The sequence below is a fragment of the Algoriphagus algorifonticola genome (genome assembly GCF_007655305.1).
Taxonomy (GTDB): domain Bacteria; phylum Bacteroidota; class Bacteroidia; order Cytophagales; family Cyclobacteriaceae; genus Algoriphagus; species Algoriphagus algorifonticola.
This window is the reverse complement of sequence record NZ_VLOG01000049.1, coordinates 1-21,863: the sequence shown is the minus strand read 5'-3', so window position 1 is coordinate 21,863 and position 21,863 is coordinate 1. Positions and strand designations below refer to the sequence as shown.

General features: G+C 39.4%; 16 protein-coding genes and 1 tRNA gene. 7 read left to right on the top strand and 10 right to left on the bottom strand.

Annotated features, from left to right (window positions below; translation table 11 throughout):
- Positions 1–45: 45 nt before the first annotated feature.
- Positions 46–119: transfer RNA gene (locus tag FL972_RS12975), tRNA-Ile, on the bottom strand.
- Positions 120–246: 127 nt separating this feature from the next.
- Between FL972_RS12975 and FL972_RS12970 the strand changes: the two genes are divergently transcribed.
- Entirely contained in the window at positions 247–879 is a 633-nt protein-coding gene (locus FL972_RS12970; RefSeq protein WP_144605886.1) for an HAD family hydrolase, read from the top strand.
- Positions 869–1,981 (top strand): site-2 protease family protein, encoded by a 1,113-nt coding sequence (locus FL972_RS12965; RefSeq protein WP_144605885.1) that lies wholly within the window; start codon positions 869–871, stop codon positions 1,979–1,981. The genes FL972_RS12970 and FL972_RS12965 overlap by 11 nt, the downstream gene beginning before the upstream one ends.
- Positions 1,982–2,110: 129 nt before the next feature.
- Here FL972_RS12965 and FL972_RS12960 read toward each other — a convergent pair whose 3' ends face one another.
- The 6 genes from FL972_RS12960 to FL972_RS12935 all read right to left on the bottom strand — a co-directional run bounded on the left by FL972_RS12960 (position 2,111) and on the right by FL972_RS12935 (position 9,566).
- Entirely contained in the window at positions 2,111–2,407 is a 297-nt protein-coding gene (locus FL972_RS12960) for a rhodanese-like domain-containing protein (RefSeq protein ID WP_144605884.1), read from the bottom strand.
- Positions 2,408–2,409: 2 nt separating this feature from the next.
- Positions 2,410–4,236: a T9SS type A sorting domain-containing protein gene (locus tag FL972_RS12955; protein ID WP_144605883.1), complete on the bottom strand. Its 1,827-nt coding sequence runs from the start codon at positions 4,234–4,236 to the stop codon at positions 2,410–2,412.
- A 6-nt stretch (positions 4,237–4,242) separates the two neighbouring features.
- Positions 4,243–5,007, bottom strand: coding sequence for a PASTA domain-containing protein (locus FL972_RS12950; protein ID WP_144605882.1), 765 nt, complete (start codon positions 5,005–5,007; stop codon positions 4,243–4,245).
- Positions 5,008–5,126: 119 nt separating this feature from the next.
- On the bottom strand, positions 5,127–8,204 hold the full coding sequence (locus FL972_RS12945) for a M43 family zinc metalloprotease (protein ID WP_250161352.1): 3,078 nt from the start codon (positions 8,202–8,204) through the stop codon (positions 5,127–5,129).
- 14 nt (positions 8,205–8,218) lie between these two features.
- Positions 8,219–8,467 (bottom strand): NifU family protein, encoded by a 249-nt coding sequence (locus FL972_RS12940; protein ID WP_091655559.1) that lies wholly within the window; start codon positions 8,465–8,467, stop codon positions 8,219–8,221.
- A 4-nt stretch (positions 8,468–8,471) separates the two neighbouring features.
- Positions 8,472–9,566: an Mrp/NBP35 family ATP-binding protein gene (locus FL972_RS12935; RefSeq protein ID WP_144605881.1), complete on the bottom strand. Its 1,095-nt coding sequence runs from the start codon at positions 9,564–9,566 to the stop codon at positions 8,472–8,474.
- Positions 9,567–9,722: 156 nt separating this feature from the next.
- Here FL972_RS12935 and dnaG point away from each other — a divergent pair, with 156 nt between their 5' ends.
- The 5 genes from dnaG (at position 9,723) to FL972_RS12910 (ending at position 16,556) form a co-directional block, all read left to right on the top strand.
- Positions 9,723–11,663, top strand: coding sequence for a DNA primase (dnaG, locus tag FL972_RS12930; RefSeq protein WP_144605880.1), 1,941 nt, complete (start codon positions 9,723–9,725; stop codon positions 11,661–11,663).
- An 84-nt stretch (positions 11,664–11,747) separates the two neighbouring features.
- A complete protein-coding gene (locus tag FL972_RS12925; protein ID WP_394344575.1) occupies positions 11,748–12,959 on the top strand; it encodes a bifunctional 3,4-dihydroxy-2-butanone-4-phosphate synthase/GTP cyclohydrolase II in 1,212 nt (403 codons plus the stop codon).
- A gap of 88 nt (positions 12,960–13,047) precedes the next feature.
- A complete protein-coding gene (locus FL972_RS12920) occupies positions 13,048–13,686 on the top strand; it encodes a hypothetical protein (RefSeq protein WP_175557946.1) in 639 nt (212 codons plus the stop codon).
- Positions 13,687–14,469, top strand: a complete 783-nt coding sequence (surE, locus tag FL972_RS12915; RefSeq protein WP_091655554.1) for a 5'/3'-nucleotidase SurE — start codon at positions 13,687–13,689, stop codon at positions 14,467–14,469.
- 119 nt (positions 14,470–14,588) lie between these two features.
- Positions 14,589–16,556: a tetratricopeptide repeat-containing sensor histidine kinase gene (locus FL972_RS12910; RefSeq protein ID WP_144605879.1), complete on the top strand. Its 1,968-nt coding sequence runs from the start codon at positions 14,589–14,591 to the stop codon at positions 16,554–16,556.
- Here the strand turns inward: FL972_RS12910 and FL972_RS12905 are convergent.
- The 3 genes from FL972_RS12905 to FL972_RS12895 all read right to left on the bottom strand — a co-directional run bounded on the left by FL972_RS12905 (position 16,542) and on the right by FL972_RS12895 (position 21,354).
- The gene (locus FL972_RS12905; RefSeq protein ID WP_144605878.1) at positions 16,542–17,399 is read right to left on the bottom strand and encodes a type 2 periplasmic-binding domain-containing protein; all 858 of its coding nucleotides are present in this window, start codon (positions 17,397–17,399) and stop codon (positions 16,542–16,544) included. The genes FL972_RS12910 and FL972_RS12905 overlap by 15 nt on opposite strands.
- A gap of 160 nt (positions 17,400–17,559) precedes the next feature.
- Positions 17,560–18,840 carry an MFS transporter gene (locus FL972_RS12900; protein ID WP_144605887.1) on the bottom strand — a complete coding sequence of 427 codons (1,281 nt, stop codon included), beginning with the start codon at positions 18,838–18,840 and terminating at the stop codon, positions 17,560–17,562.
- Positions 18,841–18,912: 72 nt separating this feature from the next.
- Positions 18,913–21,354: a glycoside hydrolase family 31 protein gene (locus FL972_RS12895; RefSeq protein ID WP_144605877.1), complete on the bottom strand. Its 2,442-nt coding sequence runs from the start codon at positions 21,352–21,354 to the stop codon at positions 18,913–18,915.
- Positions 21,355–21,863: the final 509 nt, after the last annotated feature.

Genomic DNA, 21,863 nt, shown 5'->3' with positions numbered 1-21,863 from the left:
CATCCCGAAAAATAAAAAAAAGGCTGGAACAATTCCAGCCTTCTGTGGGCCCACCTGGGCTCGAACCAGGGACTTTCTGATTATGAGTCAGATACTCTAACCAACTGAGTTATAGGCCCAATAATTACTTTTAAACAAGAAAATTCTTGGTAAAATCCCGCTTAGATTAGCTCAAATGCTAAAATACCTTGGTTTTGGGAATGCAATGTTACATATTTGAAATCATATTCACAACCATATTTACGGATGAAAAAAACACCGGACGCAGACTTTTTAATTTTCGATTTAGGTAATGTAATTATTGACATAGATTATCAAAAATCCTTATCTCTTATACGTCAGGAAGTTCCGTCTAATCTTCATCATTTGGTAGATGATTTTTACAAAACTGATTTTCATTATGCCTATGAAAAAGGTTTGATAGATTCAGTAAGTTTTCGATCTGAAGTCAGAAACTATTTTGATCAAGATTGGGAAGATGAAAAGATTGATTCACTTTGGAACTCTTTGCTTGGTAAAATTCCAGCTGAGAGATTGGAATTGGTCAATAGAGTGAGGAAGCACTATCAAGTTGGAGTTTTGAGTAATACCAATATGATTCATATTTTAGCCGTCAATGATATTCTAAAAAGAGATCATGGCCTTGCAAATTTTGACCCTGTATTTGACTGGGTATTTTTAAGTCACGAAATGGGCTTGGCAAAACCTCAACCTGAGATTTACCATAAAATGATTACTGATTTGGGAACTTCGCCCGAAAGGGTTGTATTTTTTGACGATCTTGAGCAAAACGTTCAAAGTGCTAGTGAAATTGGGATTCAGGCTATACAGGTAACTGGGCCTGAGGTTATTTTTGATTATTTAAAGCATGTACAGTAAGAAGGACTACCTAAAACACACCATATTATTTATACTTACCCTAATCGCAACCACTTTAGCGGGAGGGGAATGGGTTTATGGTAAATCAGTCATAGCTAAAGGTGATGATTTTTTGAGCTGGGACTATTTCTTGAGGTCATTTGCATTTTCGATTCCTTTCATCGGAATTCTATTGATTCATGAGTTGGGGCACTTATTCACCTCAATTCATCACAAAGTCAAATCCTCCCTACCATTTTTCATTCCGGCTTGGTTGGGTTTCCTAGGAATACCTTCCATAGGTACATTTGGAGCCATTATTCAGATGAAAAGTTTCGTCAATTCCCGAAAAAAATTCTTTGATATTGGAGTTGCGGGGCCATTAGCTGGATTTGTGATTGCATTGGGAGTTTTAACATATGGATTTACAACGCTCCCTTCAGCTGAATACATTTATGAAATTCACCCCGAATATGCAGACCCTGAATTTGAAGGTTATGGTGATCAGGTGGTAGATTTTGAGTTGGGTAATAATCTTCTTTTCTCACTGATGAGCTCTACCCTAGCTGATCCGGAAAGGATGCCTGAATTGTCAGAGTTAATCCACTATCCCTTCTTATTTGCAGGTTACCTGGCCCTGTTTTTTACCGCGCTTAATCTTTTACCAATTGGACAATTGGATGGCGGGCATGTGATTTTTGGACTTTTTCCCAAAAGGCATAAAGAAATCTCTCTTAGTGCCTTCACTTTATTTCTCTTTTATGCAGGTTTAGGAATGATCAGTCCTTTTTTCCCTGCTGAAGAACTCATCATTAGAATTCCACTTTACTTAGGTTTTCTTTACATCTGTTATCATAAATCAGGGCTAACTGCTCAAACAAAATTGACATTTGCTTTAAGTATAGCGGCAAGTCAATATTTAATTGCATATTTCTTTCCAACCATCCAAGGCTATCAAGGCTGGCTGTTTTTTGGTTTTTTACTTGGAAGGGTGATGGGAACACGACATCCAGAGGTATCCGGATTTAAAGAGCTGGACTCTAAAAGAAAGATTATAGGTTGGATTGCAATTATCATATTTTGTCTATGTTTTTCTCCGCAGCCGTTTATTTTTTCTGAATAAGCTTTAAGACAATCAAATTAAACTCAAGACTTTAGCTAACCATTCTAAGGGTTATATTTAGATTTGCCTAAAAAACAAAACCCTGAAAAGAATACTCCTTCCAGGGTTAGATATTTTTTAGGATAAAACTTATAGATCTCTGTAAGCCATGATTCCACCCAAAACATTTCTGACTTGGGAAAACCCCTTACTTTCTAGAAACTTTTTGGCATTTCCGCTTCTAGCACCGCTTCTGCAATGGATGATAATTTCTTGATCTTTGTAAGAATCAAGTTCCTCCAAACGATGGGGAAGATCTGCTAAGGGGATATTTTTTGCTCCAAGGTTGTCATCTTCAAATTCCCATTCTTCCCGGACATCCAAAAAAAGAAATTTGTCTTTTTTCTCCAGTCTTTCTTTCAGTTCTTTTACGTCAATATCTTCCATAATTATTTCACTAAAATTCTAAACGATTCGGCTCCTTTTTCAGAAAGCAGGTGGAGCACATAAATTCCTGACTTCTGACCTCTAAAGTTAAGGATTTCTCCTCGCTCTGTCGATTCTCTCTCCAGTAAAATCTCTCTGCCAAACGAATCGAAAACCTTAATGTCTCTAAATTTCCCCTCAACATTCAGTTGATTTTCGACAGGATTAGGGTAGATTCTGAATATCTCTGATGGGTTTTCTGATTGGGCAAAAGGAGGAGCAAGACTCACATGTGGTCTAATCATTAACGAACCTCTTACTTCAGTATTTTCGGCCCACGTACCATAAACATTATAAAAAATCTTATCACCTTGATCATTATTCTTATCCAGACCTATGTGTATGAAATCATTGGTAAACTGGGTAAAACCAACATAAAATTCCCCTGTCACCTGTATGTTAGTATCGAGAGAGAAGTAGGCAAGTGAGTCTATTCCATTTTTTAATGGGATCAACTCCTCCCTTCTAAAAACAGGTTGATTGTCCAGGTTTTGCCAAACCATGATATCTATTGGGAAATCTATTTGATCGGCATTGGTAAAGTTGATGGTAAGCCCCTTGATATAGACTGGCTGATCCACCTGATACTTTACTGCAAGCATCCCCGAGCGCTGATTGATTCCAGCTGCATAATCAGCCCTCCCATCATCATAGGCAAAGAAATCCCTGATTGGAATAAGAGTCGTCACCGTATCATTGACCCGATAGTTTACCTGGCTGAAAAAAGTACTGTCACCGGAGTTGACGACAAATAGGTTTTTATCTCCTGTGGTTAAATAAGTTTTTACTTCTAAATCTGTTTCTTCAGAAATTGCAGGTATCTGAGATGGTGAATTACTGGAAAATCTCCTTCTTTCCAAGGCAGTTGGAACAGGGTTAAAAGGTGTGTTTAAATTAATAGGAACTGAAGCACCGGTATTTGTATTGGTAATTAATACTGAATACTCCATTGCCCGAAACCTATTTTCCAGATTGTAAAATTCGTTTTTAATTGACCCGGTAGAGGAGGGCAGGGAAGAAGAGAAAATAGCAGGAACTGCCGTGTAATCCCCAAATTTCAATTCATTAGCTTGGGTTAAAGCTCTATCCAAATAGCTTAATTGATTAAAAGTTCTGCCTGTATTCAAATAGATATAATCTAAGACCCAGGTATCAAAAGGTCCTGAAAGGCGACCGAAATTCACAAATCGAAACTGAAAAGCCTCATGCTGAAAGTCGGCTAGGACCTGCACGGATTCTTGAGAAAATTGGTTAGGATCTCGTTCTGGTCCACCGGATATTTCCCAAACACTGATCCATTGTCCATTTCGGTTTAGAAACTGCAATACCAAACGATCATTTTCATCAGGCATTTCAGCTCTTCCACCAGCCTGCCAGAAGAAGCTTAAAAAGAGACTTGTACTTTGAGCAACTGAAAGCGTAGATAAATCAAAAGGGCGGGAAGTCAGGTAATCTCCGGCTCCTTGGTCCCTTATTTGTCTTGAATAGGGCTTTCCATTTGAGTCAGTTCCATCTAGAATAATGACTCCTAAAGAAGGTGCATTGATTCCAATACTTTCACTGTAGGAAGCTCCCTCGAATACCCAAGCCAAGGTATCCATACCTTGACTGAAATCATCCCAAAATGGAAGAGTATTGGTATTGGAAATTCTCAAATTTGAACCAATCTCAACCTGGGTTTTGAAGTTTTTGTGTGGCACAGTCGCCAATTCTACCAATTGGGCAAAAGAGGTCTCAGCGCCTATGAAAAGGAGAAAAATCAGAACATAAAAATTGGGTTTATTTCCCATATGTTTTTAGAAACTTCCTTCACCGGAAATCCAAAGATCTATAATATCGCCGGTTTTCACCATTGATTCAGCAGGAGGAGACTGACGAAACACCCTGCCAGATGCTAACGAATCATTTTTCATGTAAGTTTTTTGACCTACTCGAAGGCCTGAACCTAAAATAAGGAATTCGGCATCAATTTCATCCATCCCGACCAAGCTAGGCACATTCAAAACCTGATTTCCCAAACCGTTGCCAACAACCAAATCAATTTTTGCTCCTTTCGGAATTTCAAACCCTTCGGAGATACTTACTCCCCTGTATCGTTGTTCCAAAACTACATTAGCTCCTATGTCAGGAACATAGATCAATTCTCCTCTTTCCAATCCAATATTGGCAAGTATTTCCTGCACGTTCTTCAAGGGCATATTCACCAAGTTTGGCATTTTGATTATTGGTGCGTTTCTGGCATTAAGCGTCAAATATATTTTTCTTCCACCCTTTACTTGTTCGTTGGCTGGAGGGATTTGCTTCAAAACAGCCAGAGGTTTTTCATCCATATTGAAACCGGAATCTGGAGAAACCTGATAATTAAGACCAGCCTTTTCCAAAATACCCTGACTTTCATCAAAAGTATATCCTGATAAATCCGGTACAGACACCGTTTCGCCGTGATTTGTGTACATAGGAAGATAAACTTTTAGGAAAAGAAAACCCAAAAGAATTGCTATGCCTATGATAATGCCAAGGTTGATAAGAATCTTTTTCAGGGAATACTGGAAAGTGCTCATGTATAAATATTAATGCCTAAAGATAATTGGGATTTTTCATGCACCCAAAGATTGGAAATATGGAGGGTTTCTGAAAGGCAAAAAATAAGCCGAAGTGTTTATCCTCGGCTTATTTAGCATTAATTAATTATCAATTTTTTTGTCTCGCTGATCGTATTGCTATTGATCCTGACTATATAAAATCCTGGAGGGAAAATCTCTCTACTGAAAGAATAAGTTTGGTTCAATGTGTTGGGATATACGACTTGCTGCAAAACTTGTCCGCTGGCAGAAATAATCTGAATCGTTACATTTTCATAGCGTGGCAAATTAAAGGCAATATTGAAGTAGTCGGAAGCAGGATTTGGATAAAGAATACTCATGCCCTCTGTTGGAATTACAGGCTGAGGGTTAGCAGTCAGGAATAGCTCAATATTATCAAGATAGATAGGAGAATTAAACCCTTCTCCAGCATCAAGAGCAAAAGCCAATCTTACAGCCTGATTGCCATTTCCCGTGAACTCGGTGAGATTTACGAATTCCCTTCTAAAGTCAGAGGCATTACTTGGGCTAGCTACATTCGCTGATGTGGTTCTTAAATTTTCCCCCATTGCTTCCCAAACAGGTATATAGGTCTCTCCCGCATCGGAACTCGCAAATAGCGTCAATCTTGTTGATGGGGCCATCTCTCCAACTGCATAATCAAAAAAGACAGAGGCTTGAGTTCGATTGGATAAGTTGAATATTGGAGATCCAAGCCAGTAGGAGTTTCCGGGCTGTGGATTTTGCAACCCATTTACATTATTGGAGGTGTTATTTGTCGTAATAGTAGTCCAAGAATCTCTATTTTCTTCAGGATTGATTGTTCTCCAAGGTTCTATAGAAGTGGAGAAATTAAAGTTTTGCCTCCAGGGAACAAGTGTGTTTTGGCTATCCTCGATGATGAATCGTTCCAATTCATCTTCATTACCGGAATTTTGATCAAAATTCGGAAAAATGACTCCATAATTTAATCTGTTAACACCTTCCTGGGTCGAGTTTCCTCCGGTTAAATTAAAGCTTTCACCCGGAGCAACAGCAGATCCGGAGGCAAGAAAGCCTTGGGTGGAAGAACCATTGGTACTTTTCGTGAAAACGAACCTAGATACAGGTAGGTTACCTGTGTTTTTCACTCTAATCACCTCATCTTCATATCTACCATCAGAAATAGGTGTTGGAAGAATCAACTCTTCCAAAGTCAACTCGTATTTGAATTGCTTCTCCTGGAGAATTCTAATATTTTTCAAGTAGATATTGTTACCATAAGAATTAACAGAAATGAAAGCAATTCTGACCTGACCTAATTCAGCAAATGGGCTAAGGTTTACTAATTCGGTTCTGAACTGACTATTTTGAGTTGGAATAAACTCATTTAATGTAGGATTGGAAGTTTCCAAAGAAACCCCGGATTTATCATAAGTAGCATCAGCGATTTGAAAGGTGTTTCCACAGTCTGTTGAAACTGCCACAATCAAATCATCCTGAAATCCCGGCTGATTATAAGGAGCATGGGCTAATTCAAATACCAATTGCGCATTTGGATTGGCACTTAAATCAATGACAGGGGAGATAAAGTAATCTAATTCACCTGGCGCTTCATATTCGTAATGTCTGATATAGATCAGGTCTTGCTGGGTCCCGGAAATGGTTAGTCTGGTAGGTTCCCAGGTAAAAGATCCATCCGGATTGCTGATAGACCAGGAATTTGGAATAGAAGCAAGATTTAAACTCAGAGGTAAAGTTGCGGCCTGTTGTAAAACGGGGCTTGAGGTTAATGAATTGTTTGCTGAGTTTTCGTCGCTATTGTCATTAACTTGAACAACCCTGAATTCAATTTCATTTCCATCAGCTGAAATATTGAAATTATTAAAACTCAAAGTAGCATCTGCTCCTGTCACTAAATTCAGTGAAAATCTCCTGCTTTCAACTACAGCTCCATTTCTTCTCAGTTCAATCCTTGCCGAGGAAATAGTTTGTTTCCCGGCATTCTTCACTTGGATAGAAGGAGAAATAATTGGTGAACAAGCAAAATTTCCCGGTTCAACAATTCTTGAAATCGCTAAATCCCTATCCACTAAAACGGGCTCTTGCGTGGCTCTATTATTTACCAAAGTCCTTCTTCTCGGGCTATTAGCCAAAACCGCATTGAATCTTTCTACCTGCCCTCGTGTAAAAATATTCATACAGGCATCAGGAGTGTAATCCATGTAATTTTGGATCATATCATTGGATCCACAGCTAAACCTGGAAGGATTATCGTTACAGGTGCTATTGGAGTTATCCTGTTCGGGAGTATCAGATACAAAATCATCCACACCACAGCCTCCATCACCCCAAATATGCCTTAGTCCGAAATAGTGTCCTACTTCGTGTGTGGCTGTTCTACCTAGGGATGCTCCAATGGCATTTCCACCGGTACCAAAAAATCTAAAATCAATAGTTACTCCATCAGTGATAGCCGGTGCAGGTGAAAAGTTTAATCCCGGTAAACCTGATACTGGAAAAGAGGCATATCCAATAAATGGTTGATTCAATGGGACTACCCAAATATTGAGGTATTCGTCCGGATTCCACTGACTAAGCTGCCCAATTTGCGCTGCATCTTGTGGAGCATAGGAAGTTTTTGGTCCCTGGATTCTGACAATTCCATTTGTAGGTAATCCATTGGGATCTTGTTTGGCTAATACAAACTCAATTTTTGAATCGGCTGCAACCGGTAAAAATTCTGCCGGAGTACGGTTAGCATCTGGATTTAATCTCCTGAAGTCCTCATTTAGAGTTCTAATTTGTGATTCGATTTGTGACAGAGGCACATTAGCTCCCTGACCTATAGGAGTTCCATTATGAATCACATGGACGACCACAGGAATTAATCTTATTTCTTCCTGAGTTCTTGCAATAGAAAGTGGTTGATTCCTTTGTGCTTCTATTTTGCTGTCTATCCAGTTTTCAAAAAAATCCTTGGTGCCAAAATATCCCATTTCTTTCACCAGCATTTCCTCCAGCACACCATGAGCACATTTTTCATTATGTGCATGATTACTTTTTGAATTAGCCGTTCCTGAATAATCAGGCAAAGGTGAAATGGTGAAATTTTGAGAATTGGCTGAGGTATATGCAAAAATAGCTCCTAAAAGGAGCATAGTTGCTTTGTTGAAAAAGCTGGAAAATCTCTTCATTTAGTTCTTTTGAATTAGGCCATCGAAAGATTTACAGCCTCTACCCGTACAATTTCAGGTATGGCACGTTTGATGGCATCTTCTACTCCCGCTTTCAAGGTCATAGAAGACATTGGACAAGACCCGCAAGAACCCAACATCTCAATTTTCAAAACCTTATCATCGGTCAACTCCACAATTCTCACATTACCTCCATCGGCTTCCAAATAAGGTCTGATGGTATCCAACGCAAATTCAATCTGTTCTCGTAATTCTGCCTGCATTATATTATGCTTTTATTTCTACTACTTCTGTTTTCTTTTCCTGAGCGTTTCGGATGGCAATTTGTCTAGCAAGTGATTCTGCCAATTCCATATACGCATTTTTTGTTACTCCAGTTTTTAATACCGCCGGATAACCAGTGTCTCCACTTTCTCTAATACTCTGCACTATTGGTATTTCTCCTAAGAAAGGTACCTGATACTTTTCTGCCAATTTTTTCCCTCCTTCTTTTCCAAAGAGGTAATATTTATTGTCAGGAAGTTCTTCAGGTGTAAAGTAAGCCATATTTTCAACAACACCTAAAACGGGAACATTAATTTGTGGCTGTCTAAACATGGAAAGTCCCTTAGTAGCATCTGCCAAAGCCACTTTTTGCGGTGTGGTTACAATCAAAGCACCTGTCACAGGAACTGTTTGAACCATGGTTAAATGAATGTCAGAGGTCCCCGGAGGTAGATCAATCAACAAGTAATCCAATTCTCCCCAATCCACATCTGAAATAAACTGCCTTAAAGCAGAACTTGCCATAGGTCCTCTCCAGACAACTGCCGATTCGGCCGGTGTCAAAAAGCCAATAGACATTAGCTTTACTCCATACTGAGTGACTGGGATGATCACATTCTTATCTCCTACCTTTTTTACCGCAGGTTGCTCTCCCTCTACATTGAACATGGTAGGAATAGATGGGCCTGAAATATCTGCATCTATCAAGCCTACTTTAGCTCCCAATTCTGAAAGTGCAACTGCTAAATTTACCGCAGTGGTAGATTTTCCCACTCCTCCTTTACCAGAGGCTATTGCAATGATATTTTTAACTTCAGGAAGGATAGGAGTAGCGTCCCGAACGGTAGTTACTTGAGAAGTCATATGTAGATCCCATTGGATTCCTTTTCCGAAATCCTCCTCCAAAGCTTCTATACAATTGTTTTTAATAACTTCCTTCAATGGGCAGGCAGGGGTGGTAAGGACAACTTTCATTCGGATCACATCGCTGGAAATCTCTATGTCCTGTATCATTCCCAAGCTCACCAAATCTCGTTTGAGGTCTGGATCCTGAACTCTGGAAAGTGTTTTTAATATAGCTTCTTGGGTAATCTGCATTTGTAATTAAAATTTTCTGCAAGTTAGGGCTAAGACTTCGCTTTTGGAAACTAATCCTATTCCTATGACTGACTAAACTAGCTCAGTCCTCAAATAGTTCTCCATTTGTCCTTTCTATTTGGCTGGGAACATTAACTTTGTTTACTCGGAAAAATTATGGGAATCAGTAAACTCACCACAGATAAGGTTAAAGAAAGAATGGACATAGAAGAGATCATCTCTGATTATGTTCCACTCAAGAAAAAAGGCCAAAACCTTTGGGCTTGCTGTCCTTTTCATGGAGAGAAAACCCCCTCTTTTTCTGTATCACCTGCTAAGCAGATTTACAAATGCTTTGGCTGCGGTAAAGCTGGCGATCCACTTCAGTTCGTGATGGATATTGAAGGGATAGGTTTTCAGGAGGCCATCAAACATTTAGCTGGAAAGTACGGCATAGAAGTAGAAGAAGATGAAACCCGTACACCTGAGCAAGAACAGGCTCAAAGTGAAAGGGAAAGTCTTTTGATCGCTTTAGGCTTCGCCAGAGATTTTTTTGTAAAAAACCTGCAAACTGAAGAAGGAAAAAGCATAGGCCTTAGTTATTTTAAAGAAAGGGGTTTTGGGCCTGCCATCATTGAGAAATTCGATTTGGGCTATGCATTGAATGGTTGGGATCATCTTTTAAATGCTGCAAAAAAGGCAGGTTTCACCGAAGATATTTTACTCAAAGCAGGACTCATACTTCAAAAGGAAGGGGATCCTGATAGGAAGTATGATAGGTTTAGAAACAGAGTAACATTCACAATCCACAATATCAGTGGAAAACCTATTGGGTTTGGAGCAAGGATTCTGACTAAAGATAAGAACCAGCCCAAGTATATCAACTCTCCTGAAACGGCAGTATATCATAAAAGTGATGTGCTGTATGGGATGTATCAGGCCAAAAAGGCCATTCGTGATCAGGACAATTGCTATTTGGTCGAAGGTTATACAGATGTCATTTCTCTCCATTTGTCTGGGATTGAGAATGTGGTGGCCTCCTCAGGCACTTCGCTTACAGATGGGCAAATCAAATTAATCAAGCGCTTTACCAATCAGGTAACCGTTTTATATGATGGAGACTCAGCGGGAATCAAGGCATCTCTTCGGGGAATTGATTTGCTGTTAGAAGGAGGTTTGAACGTAAAAGCTGTCGTTTTCCCTGAAGGCGAGGATCCGGATAGCTATTCCAGAAAAGTTGGCTCACAGGCTTTTCAGGAATATTTAAATAGTCAAAGCCAAGACTTTATCGGCTTTAAAATTGGCTTGTACCAAGATGAAATCAAACGGGATCCAATTAGGAAAGCAGAGGTAATCCGTGAGGTGGTTCAAAGCATTGGGAAAATACCAGATCCTATTGTTCGTTCCGTGTATGCGAAAGAAGCTTCTGGTCTCTTGGATATAGAGGAGGAAATTGTTCACGCGGAGCTGAACAAGGGGCTTCTCAAGAGTCAGAAAGATGCCTATAGCAAGCAAAAGGAGCAGGAAGAGTCTGCTGATACACCTTTTGAAAATTTCCTCCCAACTCAAGAGCAAACTTCTTTCTCTGAACTTCTCAGGCTTCAAGAACGGGAGATGATCAGGCTTCTGTTGAATTATGGTTTGGAAAAATTGGAAGGCCAGGACCTGCAACTTTCAGATTATTTACTGAGCGAGACCCAGGAATTGGATTTCGAGACGCCTGTTTATTCAAGAATTTTAAAAATCTATCGCGAGAGGCTTGCCAGAAATGAAATTTCAGGAGTCGATTATTTTTTGTCTTTGGATGACTCAGATATCAAGCAGGAAGTGATTGACTTGATCAGTCCTAGGCATGAAGTTTCTGTGCACTGGGAAGAAAGGCATCAAATTATTATTAATAAGGAGCAGGATGATCTAACCTTGACAGGCTTCAAAACTATTTTGAGACTGAAAAGGAAATTTGTCAAAAAAATGATGGAAGAAGCCAAGCAAAAGATCAAAAATGCCGAAACCCAGCAATTAGATGAAAAGGAGATCATTGAGCTTCAGGAAATCTATTTTGCTTTGAAAAAAGTTCAGGTAGAAATCGACCGGGAACTAGGGATTGTTATTGGGTAAAACCAAACTTTCTTTGGCATCATCCTGTTTTAAATCCGAAAGCACTTAAATTTGCTTTTCCTAATGAATTCAAACCCAAATCTTGTGGAAAAATACCAGCTGGATCCCATCGAGGATGCCATAGAAGCAATCAAAAACGGTGAAGTGATCATTGTAGTAGACGATGAAGACAGGGAGAATGAAGGGGATTTTGTTTGCGCAGCAGAGAAAGTCACTCCTGAAATCATCAACTTCATGGCCACTCATGGCAGGGGTTTGATTTGTGCGCCATTAATTGAAGACAGATGCGAGAAACTGGGCTTGGAAATGATGGTAGGACAAAATACCGCAGCTTTTGAAACTCCATTCACCGTTTCCGTAGATCTCATCGGACATGGTTGCACTACCGGTATATCAGCTTCCGACCGCGCTAAAACTATCAAAGCATTAGTGGATGATAGCATAGATCCGTCTGAATTGGGCAAGCCGGGACATATTTTTCCTTTGAAAGCAAAAAGAGGAGGAGTACTCAGAAGAGCAGGTCATACTGAAGCAGCTATAGACCTTTCGCGTTTAGCAGGATTGCAGCCAGCGGGTGTATTGGTTGAGATCATGAATGAAGACGGAACCATGGCAAGACTTCCGGATTTAGTGGAGGTTGCGAAGAAATTCAAGTTAAAGCTGGTCTCCATTAAGGATCTAATTGCTTACCGATTAAAAAATGAATCTCTGATAAAACGAGAAATTGGCGTGGAGATGCCGACTGACTGGGGAAATTTTGATTTGATCGCTTTCCGCCAAACCAACACTCAGGAACTTCATTTGGCATTGATCAAAGGGACTTGGGATAAGGATGAGCCTATTTTAGTAAGGGTGCATTCTTCATGTATGACTGGCGATATTTTTGGAAGTTGCCGATGTGATTGCGGTCCACAATTGCACGCTGCCATGCAAATGGTAGAAAAAGAAGGAAAGGGCTTGGTTTTATACATGAACCAAGAGGGTAGAGGAATTGGTTTGATCAACAAACTCAAAGCCTACAAATTACAGGAGCAGGGAATGGATACTGTACAGGCAAACTTAGCCTTGGGATTGCCTATGGATTCCAGAGATTATGGAGTTGGAGCCCAAATTTTGAGGGATTTGGGAGTTGGGAAAATTCGCTTAATTTCCAACAACCCACAAAAGAGGGTAGGTTTAATTGGCTACGGACTGGAAATCGTAGAGCAAGTGCCAATTGAGATTAAGCCTAATCCTCACAATGAAAAATATTTGAAAACTAAGCGGGATAAAATGGGGCACAATATCTTAAAGTAAGTTTCTTTAAGTAAATTGGTTTTGTTGGCTAGTCAAATTATTCTAACCCAAACTCCCAAATACCGTTTAATCAAGCATGATAGTTAGCATGAAAAAAGCATTATTCACCATCACCTTGCTCTTTGTGGCTACACTTTCCTTGATTGCGCAGAATCAATTTCCTTCTCAGATTTGGCACAAGGGAAATATTTACGGAGCTGATGGACAGACCTACTCGGGTCTGGTAAAATATGACCTGGAAAATAATTTAGTACAGTTACAAACTGAACGGATTTCTACTTTTACAGCTTCCAATGTCACCAATTTCGAAATCTACGATGAGATCTATGGAGGCATGAGAAGGTTTTACAGTTTGCCTTATTCCCTGAATGGAGATTACGAAACCCCAATCTTTTTCGAGGTTTTGACGGAAGGAAATGATATTGCCTTGCTTTGTAGGGAATACGTTGCCACCGATTCCAGAAATATGGGTGCATGGGGTCCAATGGGAATGAATCCTTTTTGGGGACCACAAACAATGACTGGTTATAGACTTGCATTCAATTATTATTTTTTCAAAGACAATCAAATTCAGAAATACAGCTTGAAGAAAAAGGATCTCTTCAATCTACTTTCGGGTTACGAAGATGAAATCAGTCTTTTTATGCGAAAAAACCGATTGGAGCATGATAAAAGAGGTGATTTACTTCGAATTACAGCCTATTACAACGAATTGAATAAAAACTAAATGTCCAAACCTTTAATTCTCGTCTCCAATGACGATGGCATTACCTCTAAGGGTATTAGAGTGCTAGTATCTATCATGAAAAAACTGGGGGAGGTGGTTGTTGTAGCCCCAGATAGTCCTCAATCTGGTATGGGGCATGCCATTACCATTGGTGAAACTCTCAGGCTATACGATGAGGATATTTTTGATGGAATAGCTGCTTACAAATCCAGTGGTACACCAGCTGATTGTGTAAAATTGGCAAAGCATTATGTTTTAAAGGATAGAACCCCTGATCTGGTGGTTAGCGGAATTAATCACGGTTCCAATACATCGATTTCTGTTTTATACTCTGGCACAATGTCTGCCGCCATTGAAGGAGCTTTAGAGGGTTATCCTTCAATTGGATTTAGTCTTTGTGATTATTCTTCTAAAGCAGATTTTTCTCATGTGGAAGAGTGGGTGGAAAAAATTGCCCGGCAAGTTTTGGAAAATGGAATTCCCAAAGGGATTGCCTTAAATGTAAATTTTCCTCCAAAGCAAAATGAAGATATTAAAGGGATAAAAGTTTGTCGCCAAGCTGATGCAAAATGGCAGGAAGAATTTTCAGAACGATTTGATCCTACGGGGCGAAAGTATTTTTGGATGGCAGGAAACTTTGTGAATTTTGATAAAGGTGAAGATAACGATGAATGGGCGATCGCTAACAATTATGTTTCCATCGTACCCTGCCAATATGATCTCACCGCATATCATGCCATCACGCAAATGAATAAAAATTGGGATTGGGAAAAATTGAAATAATTTCTAATCCTAATAAATCTGATTTTTCTTTTTCATCCGTATTTCTAGGTCAGGATCAGAATAAGTATGTTCATAATTCACTGATTCTATTTAATTTGCACTTGGAATCCTAACATGTCGTGAAGAAACTCAGATTATTTTGCGTACCGCTTTTTTCTTTTTTTCTGCTTGTATCAGCTGTTTTAGCTCAGAATGCGAGTGTTGATAGCCTGAAAAACTCTCTTTCAATTTCTGAAGGAAAGGACAGGTTAGACATTTTAATTGAACTTGCCTTTAGCTTACGTGAAATTTCTCAGGGAGAAGCATTAGCCTACGCTTTGGAAGCAGAAAAACTTGCTCAAGAGCTCGATAATCCTTCTGCGGAATCACAGGCTACAGAACATATTAGCTGGATTTATTACCGTCAAGGGTTATGGCAAAAAGCCTTTGATTTTGCTAAAGCGTCTTATCAGCTTGCCAGAGAAGCAAACGATTTGAAGCAGGTTGCCAGGGTTTTGAATAATATGGGAGCTCTTTATTATGAGCAGCAAAATTATTTAATGGCAATTGATCATTTCAAAGACGCATTCGAAATCAGTCAAAAAGCAGAGGATGTTTATACCCAAATCCGAAGCTTGAATAATGTAGCTTTTAATTTTACGCTCCTTGAGAATTACGACTCGGCGCTTTTTTATGCAAAAAATGCTATTCGGGTTAATGAGGAAAACGGTTCCCCTTATCTAACTTCTTTTTCTAATCGGGTGATTGGAGACGTTTATTTTCAAAAAGGTAAGTTGGATTCTGCTCAATTGATTTATGAGAAATCATTGGCAATGGCTCGGCAGCAAGGGCTTTCCACCTTTATGGCAAGTGTTTTACACAGGTTGGGAAATACATATTTACAATTGGGTAAATTAAACCAGGCGGAGGAGATTTTAGAGGAAGGAATTACAATTTCTTCTCAAAATAACTTCAGAGATGAATTAGCAAAAAGCCATAAATATATGGCTCAGGTAATGGCTGAAAAGGGCCAGGTCAATAGGGCCTTTGAGCACCTGAATATATATTCCAAAATCAATGATTCGCTGGTAGATAAGTCCAATAGGGATAGGATTGCCTTGATGCAGGGGATGTTCCAGCAAAATCTGGAAAAATCAGAACTTGAACTTCTTAAGGCTCAAAATGAAAATCAGGCGAACCGATTAGCCTTTATTAATAGGGTAGTTTGGATAATCAGTATTTGTGGTGGCTTGATCATCGCACTATTGGTTTGGCTGTTCAATCTTAAGCGGAATGTTGACAAGTATAATCGCGAATTAATCATTCAGCAAAACAAAATTGAAGAGCAAAATAGACACTTAGAACAAAGTGCAAAACAGCTGGAAGAAATCAACCAAACCAAAAATAAACTATTCTCAATCTTAGGACATGACTTAAGAGGGCCGGTAGGTCAATTGAAGACAATTATCGATATGACTGTCAATAATCAACTAAGTCAAAGTGAGTTCGAGGAATTATTGCCTACTATGAAGCGTGATTTGGACTCAGTGCACTTTACCCTATCTAATACATTGAGATGGTCTACTGCTCAGATGGAAGGTTTCACTGTAAATCCAACGAAGGTAAACTTAAGGTCAATTGTTGATGCCACCTTGTCCTTATTAGATGCTCAATTAAAGGCTAAGCAGATTGAAATTCTAGTAGAAATGCCTGAGCATTTAGAAGTTTGCCTGGATAAAGATCTGATGGAAGTAATAGTGAGAAACATCCTTAATAATTCTATCAAATACTCTGATAAAGGTGATAAGATTTTGGTCACTGTCACAGAGAATCAGGGAGTTTTGGAATGGTGTGTAAAAGATGAAGGTATTGGAATGTCAGAAGGCCAAATTCAGAAAATCCTGAGCGATGAATACAGTATTACCAATTCTCGATTAGGAACAAATAATGAAAAGGGTTCTGGTCTGGGTCTTCAGGTTTGTAAGGAATTCATTCGACTGATTAATGGAGAATTATCCATTGAAAGTGAGCCAAATAAGGGATCAAAAGTTTGTGTAAATATTCCAGTGGAGGTTTTAGAAAGTAACAGAGAGTTAGTCAACTCTTAAGAACTCTGAAGTATTTGGGATTTCAGAGATGATTCCCAAATCCAGCATTTTTTTCATAGCCTTAATCATTTCATCCGAATTGACTTCATTGGTCACAGCCCAATCAGTTTGTGAAAACCACAAAGTGACATCCTCTTTTTTCAATGAATATTTCTCAGAAATTTCAGATATCGTTTGGGATGGATTCGCCTTCAAATATTGAGATTCTTGATATACCAGGTCTCTTAATTTAAAAATCCAGTTATCAAATTCTTTTAAGGCATTATCAGATGCTATTATTGAGAAGCATGGCCAAGGACTTGGAACTTCACTAATTCTTTTCAATTCATGGGAATCTACCCAAGGCTTGGTAGTGAATTTTTCCCATAAGAAAATTCCATCAGCATTTTTCTTATAAGCCTCCAGGGCTCCGGGTAAGTTGCCGACTACCTCAAAACTCAACAAAGCTGCATTCCAAGATTCTCTTTCAGCCAAAACCAAGGCCATCAAATTAGATCCTGACCCCGGCCTGCTTATATAAAAATGAGGTGATTGAATATCGGAAATCTGATTGATTGAACTTTTTCCTCCCACATGAACTCCCCAGATCAAAGGAGATTTGACATGATAGCCTATCATTATGGAAGGATTGCCTTTTTGAAAATCCTGAATGAAGCTTTCGGTTAAAATCAAAGCCAAATCAGTTTCATCGTTCCTCAATGCCTGATTCATTTGGCCTGAACCTCTACTTTCATCTATCCAGATCAATTCCACTCCTTCCTCGAGGAATGGCTGTTTATCTATCACTCTTCTCCAGGGCAAGTTGAAATGTTCGGGAACTCCGGTAATTCTTAGGCTTTTCATCTGTTTATTCTTGTTTTTCGACGGTCAGTAGAAATCTTGCTCAATTAATAATCCTTACCCTGTATGAAATTTTAGGCATCTCGATTTTATGACCTTATTTTCTACAAAAGTAAAAAGCCGGATCAATTTATTGTCCGGCTTTCAATATTTCTGGTTTGAATCAATCGTGGATGGCTTTTTTGTCTGTGATGAGCAAATTTGAAAGCCCCGCTAAAATCAAAAGAGTTCCTGCCAGCAACATAGTGTTGATGACCTCTTCCCCGAAAAGCAGTTTATAGAGGAAATTCACTCCTCCCAAAGCTGCGATAATCTGTGGAATGACTATGAACATATTGAAGATCCCCATGTAAACTCCCATCTTTTTTGGCTCAACCGAACTGGAGAGCATGGCATAAGGCATGGACAGGATACTGGCCCAAGCTATTCCTACCAAAGAAAAGCAGATGTGAAGCATCCAAGGTTCACTGATAAAGTAAATCAGAATAAAACCGCAACCCCCTAAAATTAAACTTGCCAAATGGAGTAATCGACGATTGATTTTGATTTTGCTTGCTACAAAAGAGAGTATCAGAGCATAAAACATGGAGACTAGTCCATAAGTACCCAAATAATTTCCGACACTATCAGCCGCATCATTGTAAGCCACAGAAGTAGTGTCAGTCGCCCCGAAAACATGTTCCGTAATAGCAGGAGTAGCAAAACTCCACATGGTGAAAAATGCAAACCAGGAAAAAAACTGTACTACTCCCAGCTTTTTCATTACCGCAGGCATTCCAACAATATTTTTGAAGATTTCTTTTACCCCGGTCAAAAAGCCCTTGCTTGCCTCTTTTTCCTTTTCAAATAGATCCATGTCTTCTGGAGGATATTCTTCAGTAGTCAGGATTGTATAAAGGATGGAAGAGAATAAAACGAATGCCCCAATGGCAAAAGCGTATTTTACGGAGTTAGGAACTACTCCGGCAGCCGCGGTATTCGGTACTCCCAGTTGGGTCATCATCCAAGGTAGGTTGGATGCAACCCAAGTTCCGATTCCGATGATCAAGGTTTGCACTACGAAACCGTAGGATCTTTGAGAATCAGGTAATTTGTCTGCAACTAATGCACGGAAGGGCTCCATGCTGATATTGATGGAAGCATCTAAAATCCATAATGCTCCTGCAGCCATCCATAGGGCAGAGGAGTAGGGTGCAAGAAACAATGCGAATGTGCTGAATACTGCGCCTATAAAGAAGAAAGGTTTTCTTCTTCCAAATTTCGGATGCCATGTTCTATCGCTTAGATATCCTACAATAGGCTGAACCAATAAACCTGTCAAAGGAGCTGCAATCCATAAAAATGGAATGGCATCCTTATCTGCCCCTAGGGTTTGAAAAATTCGGGACATAAAACCGCCCTGAAGGGCAAATCCAAACTGAATTCCCAAAAATCCGAAACTCATATTCCAGATTTGCCAGAAACTCAGCCTTTGTTTGTTTTGGGTCATTGTTGATTTATTAGGTGGCTGGGTATTTTAAAATAAGCCTGACAGCTCAATTTTTTCTGGAAGATGCTCAAATTCTACAAATTTTAAAGAGCTAATTTCATGGTAAGGGTGATCATGTTCCGGTAATGGATCAAATTCAGTCAATTTACCTAAGAAAGCATAATCTTCCGTGCTTAAAGCTTGAGATTCTCCATTAACAAAAATCAGGTCTGTGTTAAATCCATGTAAGTAAACTCTTACCTTATCAAAGCTTGAATTTTGCTTTCCAATTGCTTTTTCAAGCGAGAGTTTTGATTCTTCTGCCTGATAAATCAATTTCCTTTTGAAAAACGCCCCATCCTGATAGTCGAAGGTCTTTCCATCATCTTCATAATGAGTGAAATGACTTTCTCCCTCGTCTTGGGCATAAAGATGAATCCTCAAAATACCGTCATGCATCTCTTCGGTATTTGCAACATCTGATTGCATGCTGAAAATTGATCCTGCTTTAACAAATACTGGCAAGTAGTTTAATGGACAGTCCTGATAAATTTCCTTTTCTCCAGCATATTTTTCATCTGAAAAAAGATAATACCAAGAGCCTTTTGGCAAGTATACTTTGGTGATCTCTTTGGTGCTTTCTACTGGAGCCACTAAAAAGCTGTCGCAAAACATATACTGGTTTTGATAGGCTGATTGGTAAATTTTGGAATCTAGTGGATAAGAAATCGCCAGACTTGCATTGATAGGAAGACCAGTTTGAGCACTTGAATGAAACTTGGAATAAATAGTAGGTAAAAGTCTGTATCTCAGTTTCATATAATTCCTTGAGATTTCTTCTACCTCTTCTCCAAAAGCCCAAGGTTCAGCATCATTGCTATTAATCATAGAGTGAGCTCTATACAAAGGGGAGAAGGCGCCAATGCTCATCCATCTTGCAAAGAGTGACTTGGAAGCTTCTCCTGCAAATCCGCCAACATCATATCCGGCAAAGGCCACCCCGCTTAAACCCAGGCTATTAACCAGCCTGATTCCTGCGAGCATATGTTCCTCACTTGCCACATTGTCTCCTGTCCAAGCTGCTGCATAGCGTTGTATGCCGGAGAATCCCGAACGGGTTAAGACAAAGGGCCTTTCTTCTTTTTTATTCCAAACGGCGCCTTCCTGTGCACTTCTGGCCATCTGCATTCCATAAATGTTTCTGGCTTTTCTATGGGAAGATACATCGCCTTCGAAATCAAATTCGATTAGGTTGGGAGTATGCTGCCCCCAAGAGGCAGGTTCATTCATGTCTGTCCAAAAGCCATCCACTCCAGCTTCGGTATAAAAGGCCATTTTTTCTGCCCACCAAGTTCTAGTTTCTTCTTTTGTAAAATCAGGGAAAGCACACCAACCCGGCCAAACCTGCGCTTGATATTCTGCCCCATCAGGATATTTCACAAAAAGGTCTCTTTCTTTCCCCTCTTCATAAGGGATATAACCTTTTTCAGTTTTTATTCCAGGATCCATGATGACTACCACCCGGAAACCCTTGGATTTCAAGTATGTGATCAGTGACTTTGGATCTGAAAATTTGATACTATCAAAGGTGAAAACCTTGTAGGCTTCCATGTGATGTATATCCAGGTAAATCACATCAGCAGGCATATCCTTATCTCTAAAGGTCTGAGCTAGGGTCTTTACCTCAGAATCCGGATAATAACTATACCTACATTGCTGAAATCCCAATGACCATTTTGGGGGCAGTTGCATTTTACCAGTCAGTTCGGTGTACTTGGAAATAATCCCACCAACTTCTTTTTCATGGATGAAATAATAGTCCATTTCCCCATCTTCTGCTGAAAAGTAGATGAAGCGATTGGTACTCGCTCCGAAGTTGAATACGGACTTATGCGTATTGTCAAAAAATATCCCATAAGCACCTTTTTGATGTACTCCGATATAGAATGGAATACTCATGTAGAGCGGATCATCTCCTGTGCCGTAAGCGAAATAGTCTGTATTCCAATTGGTATAAGCATTTCCAGCCCTATTGAGATTACCTGTTTTCTCGCCTAGTCCAATGAATTTTTCGTCTTCCTGAACTTTCTTGTAACAACTCACTTCAGTTCCGATCCAGGAAATTCCCAAAGAGTCATCTTGATTGAGGAGATTTCCGGTCTTATCAAAAAATGAGACTGCAAATTTTTTGGAATCTACTTTAGCCTGAATTTCAGAAGTTGTCAAAATCAAAAAATCATCGCTTTCTGAAACTTCAAATGGAACCTTATTGGGTTCCATTACAACGCTATAAGGATTGGGGGTGAATTCATCCAGAAGGCTGGCTTGAACGCGAATGATACTTTGATCAAAAACACTTAATTGGAAAAATCCATTTTCTGTTCTCCCCTTGAACCCAAATGGAGTCCTTTCCCAATCCAGAATTTTTCCCATTCCCATGAATCTGGAAGAAGAGGATTTTTTTAAGAGTTCGGTCTGCTGGCTATTCATAGATTTATCCAAGTAAATAATTCAGGCTAATTGCTAAGTTAGAAACGAATATGAATGATAAAAACCGCATTTAAATAGGGTATAGGGCTATTTTATATCGCCTAAAAAATTAAAATAGCCACTGTTGGAAATTTTGACCTATTCAATCGATTGCACTTTTTTTCCAAAAAAGCTTTTAAAATTTTTATCAGGGTTTAAATTTTTCAGGGATGAATGGTCAATAAGGTGTTTTTCTAGGTCAAATGATAAGGAGGGTCTATCTTGCCGAAGGCATATTTTGGAAAATATCTTTCTAAGCTGCTCGAGATTTGCAATCTCGAGCTCCTTTCGTAGGGTTTGTAATCCGAAGAACCCTCCAAGGTTTGCCAGAAAGTGGAAATGGATATTATTTACGCCAACTCTTCAATTCAAAAGATCCATTGGAGTGTTGATTTAAGGTTCTTTCCCCGTCTTGCTGGCATTGAGTCATAGTTTCCAATTTGAAATTAAGGGCCAGCGCTGGGAAGGGG